This is a genomic window from Pseudomonas sp. A0308, from assembly GCF_044218815.1.
Taxonomy (GTDB): domain Bacteria; phylum Pseudomonadota; class Gammaproteobacteria; order Pseudomonadales; family Pseudomonadaceae; genus Aquipseudomonas; species Aquipseudomonas iridis.
The window spans coordinates 4,262,852-4,275,839 of the sequence record NZ_CP162581.1 but is presented as its reverse complement, the minus strand read 5'-3'; the positions used below and the strand labels follow the sequence as shown (position 1 = coordinate 4,275,839).

Sequence of the window (12,988 nt, the reverse complement as noted above, 5' to 3'; positions counted from 1 at the left end):
GGTTACGGCATTTACTGCTGTAGCCGCTGTGGCAGAGCACTTGCTTGCTTCGTTGGAGTCACAGCAGACATCCTTTGAAACCGCTTCAGGTTTGTATTCGTCACCGCAGCAGCCAGCCATGAAGGTATCCTCGTTGAACAGTTGTGCAGAGTGAACACCCTGAAGCCACTACAGGGTCAAGCGTTTGCTGAAGAGGTAACTCATGAAGATTGGAGAGCTGGCCAAGCTTGCCGATTGCCAAGTTGAAACGGTTCGCTATTACGAGCGCGAGGGGCTGTTGCCCGCTCCGGCCCGCAGCGAGGGTAATTACCGCCTGTACAGCAGTGAGCACCTTGAGCGACTTACGTTCATCCGTAACTGCCGAACACTGGACATGACCCTGGACGAGATCAGAAGCTTGTTGGCGCTGATGGATCGGCCAGAGGGGAACTGTGAGGGTGTGAATAGCTTAGTGGATGAGCACATTGAGCATGTGCAAGCGCGCGTGACCAGCCTGCTGGCCCTGCAACAACAGCTGGTTGAGTTACGACACCGTTGCGCCTCTGAGCGCGGCGTAGACGAGTGTGGAATCCTCCAGCGCCTGAACACCACTGGCGGTGTCAGTGCGCTTCCGGATGATGGCCACACTCATGTTGGGAAAAGCCACCGCCACTAAACATGCGCCACCACCTGCCATGCGAGGCACGCTACATGGCAGGTGGTGAGTCTGGCTCAGCTGTATGCAGACGGTTAGCGCTTATTTGCTTTGTTCGACTTCAGCTTTGACCAGATCAATCAGTGGCTGCGCGCCGAAACTCAATAGCGGCTTGCCATTCACAAAGAACGTGGGCGTCTGGCGCACGCCAGCAGCCTGGGCATCCTGAGAGTCCCTTTTCAGGGCCTCGGTGATATCGCCAGCCATCATCTCCACACGGGCCTTTTCCACATCCAAGCCTGCCGCTTCAGCAGCTTCCCAGGCCTTCTGCACCAGTGGGTCACTGTGCCATTGCGGTTGCGCCACCATGAGTGCTTCCAGAACAGGCTCGAAGACCCCCTGCTTGCGTGCAGTTTCGAGGATTCTTGCTGCTGTTTCAGAGCCTTCATGGAAGAGGACGTAACGCAGCACCAGGCGCACATCATTCGGGTTGTCAGCCAGGATCTGTTTCACTACTGGAAAGAAGGCGCGGCAGGCCTCGCAGGACGGATCGAAGAACTCAACGATGGTTACGGGCGCATTGGCGGTGCCGATAACGGGCGAATGGAAGCGCACCAACGAGCTAGCCACTGGAGCAACTGGCGGGGTCTCTTCACTTACCGAATATCGATCATAAAAGAATGCCGCAGCAGTGAAGCCGAGCGCAGTAAGAATGCTGATGACGAGGACGATTGCACGTCTGCTCATAGGGAAGACCTCCGACGGATGAGAACAAGAAGAACAGCGATAAGGGTGAATGCGACCAGCGAAAGCAGTGGCAGAGGGACGCTGCCGAAAATCGTCATGTCAGCGCTGGAGCAGGACGGGCCTGCCCCGCAGGGCTTGATGCTCTCCGGTATGGCCCCAAAGTAGAGCAGGCTGTGGTAGAGCGCGATGAGCCAGCCCACGACGGTAACCGGCAACGCATAACGCCAGACCCCGAAATCCGAGGTGTAGCAACCAACGGCCAGAATCACGACCAGTGGAAACATGAATGCGCGCTGGAACCAGCAGAGCACGCAGGGCGTTTTGCCCATGACCTCGCCGATGAACAAGGCGGCTAAGGTCGAAACCAACGCAATACCCCAGGCCATAAGCAACAGGCTCCAGGGGCTGGGAAAGCGAGTGTTTGTCTCTGTTTCCATCATGGTTGATATCTACCCTCTACAGAGGTGGGTGGCACGGGAACTACCGTCGACGCGATATCGTTCGTGGTGACGTCTTGAGCCAGTGCATCTGCCATGCCCATGAGCATCAGCACGATAGCGAGCAGTAATAAGCGCATCGGGCGGCGCAGGTGCGCAAACAACGCCCCTGGCTCGCGCGGAGAAAGCGATTGCATAAGTTGATCCTGGATTGCAGTGGTCTTTAGCCGCAGTGCGGCTGTGCTTAGATCACGCGGCTGGATCGCGGAGGGCGCTCAATCAAGTAGACCAGGCGAGTTGGTGCGGCTTCATCCGGCAGGGTAGTCAGGATGTTGCTTTCTGCCTGTGCTGGCAGGATAAGCAGCGGCCCAAGGTAAGGGGTCTCGTGCACATGGTCGGCAGTCATCGGCGAGTGCTGGTGACCTGCACAAAAGACGCAAGAGGGGGCTGCCTCTGTGAGCAAGCTACTGTGCGCGGCTTCGCTCTTGAATCCCGCTTGCGGCTCTGCACCAACCAACAGGGAAGACATATGCCAACCCATGACCAGCAGCAATGCCAGGCTCAGTGTAAGCACTACTTGGATTGTGACCTTACGCCTGGGCATCGGGATGATGTCGATATGTATAGAGGTGAGAGGTATTTGCTCCGACCCTCATGGGTATGAAGATACGGTCGCCGTACGAATTTCTCCGCAATGAGACCATTCTCGGGGAGTAGGCACAAGCACCATGGCGATACCTGTGCGGCTTAGGTGGGGCGGGCTAGGATGCATGATGGAAAAATCAGGGTAAGCGGATTAAATGGTTGATCTTACCTTTGCATGAGAGTGAGACAGACCGGCATCTCATCGGATTATCTGGTTGATGCTTCACCTACTGCTGGTGCATGTTTCCTTCGCTAATTCCAGCAAGAACCCCACACGCCTCAACTTCCCGGTCATCGTTGCAACTCGCTCTCAGTGAAACGAGTTGTTTCTCAAGCGCTTGCAGAGCGGCTATCTGCGACCGCACATGAGAGATGTGATCATCGAGCAAGGCGTTGACGGCGGTACAAGGCTGATGAGGGTCGTCCTCATAGCTCTGTAGTTCGTGAATCTCAGCCAGTGACAGGCCCAGGATTCTGCAGCGACGGATGAAGGCCAGCCCCTCACCATGCTTCTCGGTATAGACACGGTAACCGTTGTCCTGCCGATCAGGCGGCGGCAACAAGCCCTGCTGTTCATAGAAGCGGATCGTCTGTGTTTCGACCCCTACCAACTGCGCCAACTGACCAATGCGCATCAGCCTCCTCCCCAACGGATTCTTTACTCTATTGACCTTATAGTAGCTTTATAGTTTTAAATGGTACCACAACATTGTTCAAGTGGAGTCGTATCATGAGCAAATCCTGTGGTGGCGCCTGTGGCGGTGATGCAACGTCCGCAGCGGATACCGATATACAGGCCTCCTCCGAGGCGCCAGGGAGATGGGTCAGTGTTTATGCCGTGCCGAAGATGGACTGTCCATCAGAAGAACGAATGATTCGCCTAGCCCTGAACGGCTTTGAGGAGATTCGGGCGCTGTCCTTCGACTTGTCGAACCGCCGGCTGAAGGTCGTGCATGACGGCGAGGTCGAGCCCGTCACCTCGAAACTGAAGACCTTGGGGCTAGGCGCCTCGCTTCAGGAAACCGTCGCTGCAAATCCGGAGACCATCAAGGCCGCCGAGTTTTCGGCAGCTTCTGCTAAGCAAGAATCCGGGACCCTGCGCTGGCTGCTCGGCATCAATGCACTTCTGTTCGTGGTGGAAATGACTGCCGGTCTGATCGCCCGGTCCACCGGCCTGATTGGAGAATCCCTGGACAATTTTGCCGATGCGGCGGTGTACGGGCTTGCCCTTTATGCGGTTGGACATAGCGTGAAAATGCAGGTACGTGCCGCGCATCTTGCTGGTGTACTGCAACTGATCTTGGCTGTGGGCGTGCTCGTAGAGGTGGTGAGACGCTTTGTATTCGGTAGTGAGCCTGAATCGCTGGTGATGATGGCTATCGCATTCGTCGCATTGATTGCCAATACCAGTTGTCTGCTGCTCATATCCAAACATCGGGAAGGCGGGGCGCACATGAAGGCAAGCTGGATATTCTCGGCCAACGACGTGGTGATCAACCTGGGGGTCATCACCGCCGGCGCCCTGGTCGCGTGGACCGGTTCCAATTATCCGGATCTGATTATCGGCACCATCGCGGGGGGCATTGTACTTAACGGTGCCAGACGCATTTTGGCGTTGAAGGGTTAAATAATGCTCATTATTGGCAAAAAGCTCTCGCCGTATGCCCTATTGTCCATATCGGGCCTGCTGGCAGCGTCTGATCAGGCTGTAAAGTGGCTGGTGCAGCAATCAATGGCCTATGGCGAGTATGTTTCGGTGACCCCGTTCTTTAACTGGGTGCACCTATGGAACACCGGTGCCGCATTCAGTCTTTTTGCGAATGGTGGAGGCTGGCAGCGCTACTTTTTTATCGGAATCGCGGTAGTGGTCTCGATTTTTCTGATCAAGCTGATCCTTGAAAATCGTCATAAAGGAGAAGCCATCGCTTACAGTCTTATCCTCGGTGGCGCCATGGGCAACCTGATTGACCGGGTCTTTCGCGGCTATGTTGTGGATTCCTTTGATTTCTATTGGCGAGACTGGCATTGGCCGGCCTTCAACCTGGCTGATATTGCAATTGTCCTCGGTGCCTTACTTTTCGTTTCCAGCAGCTTGTTGGGTAAAAAAGCAAACACCAATGCCGAGTCGGATGGATCTGACTGACACCTACGCCTATACAACACCATGACCGAACTTCCCGACAACATCCTTCACCTGCCGCAATACCAAGTACTGGGCTGCAAATCAACCGACGACGAAATGCACTTCCAGGTGGACGTGCCCGATCCCATCGCCTGCGAGGAATGCGGCGTGCAGGGTGAGTTCGTACGGTTCGGCAAGCGTGACGTTCCCTATCGTGATCTGCCCATCCACGGCAAGCGGGTCACTCTCTGGGTGGTCCGCCGCCGATACACCTGCCGGGCCTGCAAGACAACATTCAGGCCCCAGCTACCGGAGATGGTGGACGGATTCCGTATGACACTGCGGCTGCATGAGTACGTGGAGAAGGAATCCTTCAACCACCCCTACACCTTTGTGGCGGCACAGACCGGCCTGGACGAGAAGACGGTGCGCGACATCTTCAACGCCCGCGCCGAGTTCCTGGGGCGCTGGCACCGCTTCGAGACGCCCCGCATCCTGGGCATTGACGAGCTATACCTGAACAAGCGCTACCGCTGCATTCTGACCAACATTGAGGAGCGAACCCTGCTCGACCTGCTGGCCACCCGCCGCCAGGACGTGGTGACCAACTACCTGATGAAGCTGAAAGACCGGCAGAAGGTCGAGATCGTCAGCATGGACATGTGGAACCCCTACCGGGCAGCGGTCAAGGCTGTGCTGCCCCAGGCCCGTATCGTGGTCGATAAGTTCCATGTGGTGCGCATGGCCAACGATGCCCTAGAGAGAGTGCGCAAGGGCCTCAGAAAGGAGCTGAAACCGTCCCAGAGCCGGACTCTCAAGGGAGACCGGAAAATCCTGCTGAAACGCGCTCACGAAGTCTCAGACCGGGAGCGCCTCATCATGGAGACCTGGACAGGCGCGTTCCCGCAACTGCTGGCCGCCTACGAGCACAAGGAGCGCTTCTACGGCATCTGGGACGCCACCACACGGCTCCAGGCAGAAGCCGCCCTGGACGAGTGGATAGCCACCATCCCGAAGGGCCAAAAGGAAGTCTGGAGCGATCTGGTCAGGGCAGTGGGAAACTGGCGCGAAGAGACCATGACCTACTTCGAGACGGACATGCCCGTCACCAACGCTTACACGGAGTCCATCAACCGACTGGCCAAGGACAAGAACCGTGAAGGGCGCGGTTACTCCTTCGAGGTGATGCTGGCACGAATGCTCTACACCACGAAGCACAAGAAGAAGGCACCGACTGCGAAGGTCTCTCCTTTCTACAAGAAAACCATCGGTTACGGACTGCCGGACTTCGCAGAGGAACTCAACTACGGAGTCGATCTATCAACCATCTGAGGGTGGTATCAGATTGATGGGGTGAAGGTGCCCCATCAACCATTAAATCCGTATACCCAAAAATCAGTGCTTCCGTTTTTGGCCAATGATCGAATTTTCAGGGTGCCCAGTTTGGGTCGACCTTGCCCTTTTTAACCTGCAAGTACAGGCCTGAAGCAGCCATTGATGAATGACCATTGGCCGTTAGCGCTGCTTGCCTTATCCCTAGCTAACCATCCTTGTCCTCCCTAACGCGGAGAGCAAACCATGACTTTGAGTGAACCATGACAAGAGATGCACTAGAGCAGAACCAAGTACCGATCTACTTCGTAGCGGTTATTGTCGCGGCGATTGGCGGATTGCTGGCTCCGAATACCGCCCAGGGATTGTCGGTCTTGGTCACGCCCACCATCGCTGTTCTGATGTATGCGATGTTTCTTCAGATTCCGTTGCTGAACCTTAAAGATGGCTTGCACAACAAGCCCTTCATGGCTGCGCTCCTAGTCGCCAACTTTGTTTTGATTCCTCTCCTGGCTTGGGGGCTGACCCGCTTCCTGGATGGACATCCCGCCATCCTGATTGGCGTGCTATTGGTGCTACTGACGCCCTGCATCGATTACGTGGTCGTGTTCACCCACATTGGCCGGGGTGACTCACGCCTGATCCTTTCGGCGACGCCGATTTTGCTGTTACTTCAGCTTGCTCTTTTACCGCTCTACCTGGGGCTTATGCTGAGTGATACTTCGGGGGTGGTCGTGTCGATAGGCCCCTTTGTCGAAGCCTTTCTGGCACTCATCATGGCCCCCCTGATCCTGGCACTGCTGACAGAAGCATTGGTAAAGCGCTCCGCAGCGGTGAAGACATGGGCCGATGCTTGGGCCTGGTTACCTGTGCCGGCCATGGCGGCGGTGCTCATAGCCGTGGTCGGCTCGCAGATTGCTCCCGTAGTGAATGAGATCGGCAGGCTTGCTCCCGTACTGCCGATCTACATCGCCTTTGCCTTCTTGGCTCCCGTAATCGGTGCACTGGTCTCCAAGGTGTGCAAGCTGCCTGTGCGGTCGGCAAGGGCTGTGATCTTCAGCAGCTCGACGCGCAACTCACTGGTGGTGCTGCCCCTTGCATTAGCGCTGCCTGAACAGCTGCGGGGGCTCGCCGCCGCTGCGGTGATTACCCAGACCCTTGTCGAGCTGGTTGCTGAACTGGTCTATGTCCGGGCTGTGCCAGCGTTTCTTTGCCGTGATCGTGCCGAGACTAGCGAACCGCTCAACGGCTGAACCTGCTCCGGGTTGGTCACGTGACATCGATAGCGGACGTAGGACAACATCTTGTTGCGGATGTCTGCTTTTGGCCGGTTACGGCCTGTGGTGAGTGACAGCAATGGGTCGGTTTCGGTCATTCGCGACCGGCCGCATCCGCCCCAATCCGGACGTTCGTCGGTTTAGGCTCCAATGGCAGGGTCGAGAGGACGAAGAGCCCAGCTTTTGTCCGAGAGCACCCGGTTCGAAGTGGACAGCCGACCGTATCGGGTTGCGCGTCTGCTATAGGCTAAAAGCCGTCGATTGGTGCCTCGCCATCTTCCGCAAAACATCGAACACGGCTTTCCCCGAAAATGCTTTTGCATAGAATGGAGGCATCGTGCCGACATCCCGCGCCCGACCGCATAATCGACAACAACCCCTACGCGAGCGCATATGTCCAAGTCCCTAGTCGAATTCAAACGCTTCTTGGTCAAGTCGGCCCCGACTCTATCCGAATACGAGAAAAAACTAGCCAACCTGATACTGGGCGGTTTCGACGAAATCGCGGCGGTCGGGTCAGCCGGAGGCCGGCGCGGGAAAGTCTTGGCAAAACTGATCGTCGACAAGGGGGAGGCAGCGCCTCCGGCACTCGAAATCGCGGTCGACGAAGCGGACGCCAACGAAAGCGAGATCGTCCGGCTAACCAAGGTGGAAGTCGAGCACTTTCGTGGGTTCTCCGACAAGCACACTTTCGAATTCAAGAATCCGTACACCTTCGTCTATGGACCGAACGGGACGGGAAAGTCGAGTCTCTGCGAGGCACTCGAATACGGATTGCTCGCCTCGATCCACGAAGCGGATTCGAAGCGGATCCCTGTCTCGGACTACATCAGGAACGCCACATCGAGGAGGTCGGCGAAACCTGTCCTGTATGGAGATACCGCGAAGGAGAAAGGAATCGAAGTAAAAGCGGACCCCCGAAGTTTCGAATTCTGCTTCATCGAAAAGAACCGGATCGACGGATTCGCGCGAGTGGCGGCCAATACCCCGGTCGCCCAGCAGGCGCGGTTGGCGGCGCTGTTCGGCTTGGAAGAGTTCAACACGTTCGCAACGCAGTTCAACGATAGCCTCGACACTTACCTGGCCGAGTTAGTTGGAAAGAATGGGAGGGATCTCGCGGAGCGGGCGAAGGTCCTCGCCGGACACAAGGCGACCCTCGAAGGCCTCCCGGAAAAAGCCAAAGCCGCTGAAACGCGAGGCGCTGCGCTGCTATCGAAATATCCGGAGTGCAAGGACCTCGAGGAAATCAAGGCCGTCCTAACCGGACCCGAAGGCAATGGTGGCAAGCAAAAGGCGAACAACACCGAAATCGGCCGCCTGCAGAACCTTAAAACGGCCACCGATCCCGGAACAGACGTTATCCTTGCCAGCGTCGACGAACTACTCCGGCTCATCAAAGAGAAGGCGGAATCGGAAGCGTTCCTCAACCAGTACAAGGACCAACTTTCTCTTCGGGATCTTTACGCCGCGATCCAGGGGAACCGCGAAAAGTTTGAGAACGAGTGCCCCGCGTGCGCCTCCGAACTCTACCGAGACGGACGACTCGTAGTTCCGGTCGATCCGTATAGCAATGCGGAGGAAAAGCTGAAGCACTTCGACGCCGCCCTGAGGACCGAAGAACGGATCAAGGAAGTCCGAGAGGCACTCGACCTCGGCTGGCGGGACTTGATTTCAGCAATCGCCAAGCTTCCGGCGTCCGCCACGGCTGTCGGGTTCGCCAAAGCGCCCGAGGTTGGCTCGTTCAGCGTTGAGGCTTCCGACGCTAAGGACGCGGCGGGCATCGAGACCTTCCTCCGAGCCGTGCCGGCAATGCGCGAGCTCCTACAGGAGCTGAAGGACGCGACCGCCACCCATAACGGAAAAGTCGAACAATCCAAAGCCGCGATCAAGAGGCTCGAGGACGATAACCTCGCGATCACCAAGGACCTCGAGGAAATCGTGGCCATCTCGACCCTCGTCGCTGCGAACGCGAAGAGCGAGAAGGAGGCGACGCAGGCTATCGAGAAGTTCAACCAAGAGAACGAAGATCTCATCAGGGAGGCGGAAGCCGAGAAACCAGGGGTCGCGAGAAGCTGGAGCTACAGCATCTCTTACGACTCGCTCCGCCAGAAACTCCTGGCCTACAACGCCGGACTGCCCTTGGCCTTGGCAGCGGATCTCAACGAGAAGACCCTCAAGTTCTACAACGAGATCAACAAGAACGACCACCCTTCCGACAGGCTCAACTCCCTGAGGTTGCCGACGGCCGCCGGGGAGAGGATAGAGATTGAGTTCGAGAACGGGGACAAGTGCGACGCGCTCCAGGTACTAAGCGAAGGTCACATTCGGTGCCTCGGGCTCGCGATCCTGTTGGCGAAGATCACCAGAGACCGCCTCCCGTTCCTGATATTCGACGATGTCGTGAACTCGATCGACGATGAGCACCGGGGCGCGATCATCGACCTCATCTTGAATCCAGAAGAGGTCGGCAAGAGGCAACTCATCGTCACGACCCACGGTGAGGATTTCGTGAAGCGCCTCGAGAACGCCGTGCCGATGAAAAAGTACAAGGAAACGGTGACCCGGATCGACTTCCTCGTACCGTTCGCCGCCAAGAAGATCACCGTGAAGCTCGACTCGCCCCGCCACTACCTCACGGTGGCGACCCGCAGCTACGAAGAAGGGCGTATTCGCGACTCCCTGAGTTACATCCGGAAGGCCTTCGAAGAAGAGCTCAACCGTCTCTGGAAGAAGATTGCAAGTAAGAATCTGCAGGCGCAGATCAGTGTTGGGATGAGGGGGCCGGGAGACCCTGACCTCATGAGCTTGGCGACGGGGCTCCACAAGTTCCTCGGCGGGAAGGACGTGGCCGTTTTCCAGGAGGCCGTGCCGCACCTGGGCGAGATACTTGGATACCGCGATAAGCACAAAGTCGAGTGGAACTGCCTGAACAAAGGGACCCATGAAGGGGACCGGGCGGAAGAGTTCGATGCAGTTATCGTTCGGCGCATGCTCGAGACCGTCATCAAGCTTGACGAGGCGATCGAGGCCCCGCAGGCCTGATGGTGGCTCTGCGGACTTCTGACATGTTTTCCGGGCGACGTGTACTACGGCCGACGGTCGTGAATGCTGCCGTTCAGACTGCAAGTGCGCTTTGTGACAGAAGGCAGTCACATAGCAGCCTTTCTTTCCGCTGAGCGAGAACGTCAGCTTCGGTTTAGAAGCCGAAGTACTGCATCCGGCGGTTTTGGAGGGGAGCAGACGCTTGAGCGTTCGCCGCAGGATCAGACTGACTGCCCGCTTTTGGCCGACTCCATGTTGCCGCTGACCGAAAACTGACCCAGTAGAGGCTGTTCTGCCGACTGAAAACTGACCCAGGTGTTCAACTGCTTCTGCTCAATTTTTGAGCAGGAGAACACAGGGTGATCAGTATGGAAATGATGGGCAAAATCCGCCGGATGTATTTCCGCGACAAGCTGTCGCTGCATGAGATAGCCAAGCGCACCGGGTTGGCGCGCAACACGATTCGCAAGTGGGTCAGAGCACCTGAGGCCAAGCCGCCGGTCTACCAACGCCGCGCGATCTTCAACAAACTCAGCCCTTTTCACGCCACGCTGGAGCAGGCGCTAAAAGCCGATTCGCTACGGCCCAAGCAACAGCGGCGCAGTGCCAAGGCGCTGTTGGCGCAAATCAAAGCCGAAGGTTATGACGGTGGCTACAGCCAGCTCACCGCGTTTATCCGTGCCTGGCGAGGGGGACAGGGCAAGGCGTCGCAGGCCTTTGTGCCGCTGACCTTTGCTCTTGGCGAGGCGTTTCAGTTTGACTGGAGCGAGGAAGGCTTGCTGGTCGGCGGCATTTACCGGCGTATGCAGGTGGCACATCTGAAGCTGTGTGCCAGCCGTGCGTTCTGGCTTGTGGCGTATCCGAGCCAGGGCCATGAGATGTTATTTGACGCCCATACACGCTCGTTCGGCTCCTTGGGCGGCGTGCCGCGCCGGGGCATCTACGACAACATGAAGACCGCCGTCGACAAGGTCAATAAGGGCAAAAGCCGGGCGGTGAATGCGCGCTTTGCGGTGATGTGCGCGCATTACCTGTTCGATCCGGACTTCTGCAACGTCGCCGCTGGTTGGGAAAAGGGCATCGTTGAAAAGAACGTGCAAGACAGCCGCAGGCGTATCTGGCTAGACGCCCAGGACTGTCAGTTTCACTCCTTCGAGGAACTCAATGCCTGGCTGGGCCAGCGCTGCCGCGCGCTTTGGAACGAGCTGACGCACCCTCAATACAGCGGGCTGAGTGTGGCCGAAGTGCTGGAGTTGGAGCGCGCTGAACTGATGCCTGTGCCAGCGCCATTCGACGGTTACGTCGAGCGGCCTGCGCGGGTCTCCAGCACCTGCCTGGTCAGCGTCGGGCGCAACCGCTACTCGGTGCCGTGTGAGTACGCGGGTAAGTGGGTCAGCAGCCGTTTGTATCCGACGCGAATCGAGGTGGTGGCTGACGACGCGCTGATCGCCAGCCATGTCCGCTTGCTGGATCGCGACCAGGTCAGCTATGACTGGCAGCACTACCTCCCGCTGATCGAACGCAAGCCCGGTGCGCTGCGCAACGGCGCGCCCTTTGCTGATCTGCCGGCGCCGCTGCGTCAGCTTAAGCACGGTCTGGGGCGTCATGCCGGCGGTGACCGGATCATGGCGCAAGTTCTGGCTGCCGTACCGGTCGCCGGGCTCGATGCGGTGCTGGTGGCTGTTGAGCTGGTACTGGAAAGCGGCAGCCTGAGCGCCGAACACATCCTCAATGTCGTGGCGCGCCTGGCCGCGACCGAACCACCACCCAGCGTCGAAACCCACTTGTCGCTCAAGGAAGCCCCCGTCGCTAACACGGCGCGCTACGACCGCCTGCGTGGCCAGACCGAGGAGATCGGTCATGCGTGATTTGATGGCGGAACTCAAGGAGCTGCGCCTGCACGGCATGGCCACGGCCTGGGCGGAGTTAACTGCACAGGGTGAGTCGAACACAGCCTCGTCCAAGTGGCTGCTCGAACACCTGCTGGAACAAGAGCACACAGATCGCGCCATGCGCTCGGTGAGCCACCAGATGAACATGGCCAAGCTGCCGATGCACCGCGATCTGGCCGGCTTCGACTTCAGCGCCTCCAGCGCCGACGCTCGCTTGACCAGCGAGCTGGCCAATCTGAGCTTTACCGACACCGCGCAGAACGTGGTGCTGATCGGTGGGCCAGGCACCGGTAAAACCCACCTAGCCACCGCGCTGGCCGTGTCCGGCATCACCCGGCACGGTAAGCGCGTGCGCTTCTACTCCACGGTCGATCTGGTCAATCTGCTGGAGCGCGAAAAACACGACGGCAAAGCCGGGCGGATCGCCCAGGCACTGCTGCGCATGGATCTGGTCATCCTCGACGAACTGGGTTATCTGCCGTTCAGCCAGGCTGGCGGTGCGTTGCTGTTTCACCTGCTGTCCAAGCTGTACGAACACACCAGCGTGGTGATCACCACCAACCTGAGCTTCGCCGAATGGTCGAGCGTGTTCGGCGACGCCAAGATGACCACCGCCCTGCTGGATCGGCTGACCCACCACTGCCACATCGTCGAAACCGGTAACGAGTCCTATCGCCTGCAACACAGTAGCTTGGCGGCCCAGGCCAAGATCAAATCACGGGAGCGAAAGCGTAAGGGCGGCCAAGAACCGGAGGACGATGAGCCGTTCTGATTTCATGGCGACGACGGCCTGCTACATGGCTGCGTGTGGCAGGTCTTAAACAACTGAACTGGGCTAGCGAAGGAGTGGGGGCAACAGC

Annotated in this window: 12 protein-coding genes; 8 read left to right on the top strand and 4 right to left on the bottom strand. The window is 58.0% G+C overall.

All coding sequences use genetic code 11. The annotated features are described in order from the left end of the window. Positions 1-202 precede the first annotated feature (202 nt). Entirely contained in the window at positions 203-655 is a 453-nt protein-coding gene (gene cadR, locus AB4P92_RS19740) for a Cd(II)/Pb(II)-responsive transcriptional regulator (RefSeq protein WP_009686167.1), read from the top strand. Positions 656-736: 81 nt separating this feature from the next. Here cadR (AB4P92_RS19740) and AB4P92_RS19735 read toward each other — a convergent pair whose 3' ends face one another. From AB4P92_RS19735 to cadR (AB4P92_RS19720), 4 genes are all read right to left on the bottom strand, one after another. Further along, positions 737-1,381, bottom strand: coding sequence for a DsbA family protein (locus tag AB4P92_RS19735; RefSeq protein ID WP_395598035.1), 645 nt, complete (start codon positions 1,379-1,381; stop codon positions 737-739). Further along, complete coding sequence (locus AB4P92_RS19730; RefSeq protein WP_081430179.1) at positions 1,378-1,821, bottom strand: disulfide bond formation protein B; 444 nt, start codon at positions 1,819-1,821, stop codon at positions 1,378-1,380. The genes AB4P92_RS19735 and AB4P92_RS19730 overlap by 4 nt, the downstream gene beginning before the upstream one ends. Further along, a complete protein-coding gene (locus tag AB4P92_RS19725; RefSeq protein WP_009686170.1) occupies positions 1,818-2,015 on the bottom strand; it encodes a hypothetical protein in 198 nt (65 codons plus the stop codon). The genes AB4P92_RS19730 and AB4P92_RS19725 overlap by 4 nt, the downstream gene beginning before the upstream one ends. Before the next feature lie 675 nt (positions 2,016-2,690). Continuing rightward, positions 2,691-3,098: a Cd(II)/Pb(II)-responsive transcriptional regulator gene (gene cadR / locus AB4P92_RS19720; protein WP_395598034.1), complete on the bottom strand. Its 408-nt coding sequence runs from the start codon at positions 3,096-3,098 to the stop codon at positions 2,691-2,693. A 95-nt stretch (positions 3,099-3,193) separates the two neighbouring features. Here cadR (AB4P92_RS19720) and AB4P92_RS19715 point away from each other — a divergent pair, with 95 nt between their 5' ends. The 7 genes from AB4P92_RS19715 (at position 3,194) to istB (ending at position 12,900) form a co-directional block, all read left to right on the top strand. Further along, entirely contained in the window at positions 3,194-4,090 is an 897-nt protein-coding gene (locus AB4P92_RS19715; RefSeq protein ID WP_004364974.1) for a cation transporter, read from the top strand. A gap of 3 nt (positions 4,091-4,093) precedes the next feature. Next, a complete protein-coding gene (gene lspA / locus AB4P92_RS19710) occupies positions 4,094-4,606 on the top strand; it encodes a signal peptidase II (protein WP_003821921.1) in 513 nt (170 codons plus the stop codon). A gap of 21 nt (positions 4,607-4,627) precedes the next feature. Continuing rightward, on the top strand, positions 4,628-5,917 hold the full coding sequence (locus tag AB4P92_RS19705; RefSeq protein WP_395598033.1) for an ISL3-like element ISPpu12 family transposase: 1,290 nt from the start codon (positions 4,628-4,630) through the stop codon (positions 5,915-5,917). Between the two features lie 263 nt (positions 5,918-6,180). Continuing rightward, positions 6,181-7,170 (top strand): arsenic resistance protein, encoded by a 990-nt coding sequence (locus AB4P92_RS19700; RefSeq protein WP_074857882.1) that lies wholly within the window; start codon positions 6,181-6,183, stop codon positions 7,168-7,170. Positions 7,171-7,587: 417 nt separating this feature from the next. Further along, positions 7,588-10,236 carry an AAA family ATPase gene (locus tag AB4P92_RS19695; RefSeq protein ID WP_395598032.1) on the top strand — a complete coding sequence of 883 codons (2,649 nt, stop codon included), beginning with the start codon at positions 7,588-7,590 and terminating at the stop codon, positions 10,234-10,236. 368 nt (positions 10,237-10,604) lie between these two features. After that, positions 10,605-12,104 carry an IS21-like element ISPst3 family transposase gene (gene istA, locus AB4P92_RS19690; RefSeq protein ID WP_395599682.1) on the top strand — a complete coding sequence of 500 codons (1,500 nt, stop codon included), beginning with the start codon at positions 10,605-10,607 and terminating at the stop codon, positions 12,102-12,104. Beyond that, positions 12,097-12,900 (top strand): IS21-like element ISPst3 family helper ATPase IstB, encoded by an 804-nt coding sequence (gene istB, locus AB4P92_RS19685; protein ID WP_134234421.1) that lies wholly within the window; start codon positions 12,097-12,099, stop codon positions 12,898-12,900. The genes istA and istB overlap by 8 nt, the downstream gene beginning before the upstream one ends. Positions 12,901-12,988: the final 88 nt, after the last annotated feature.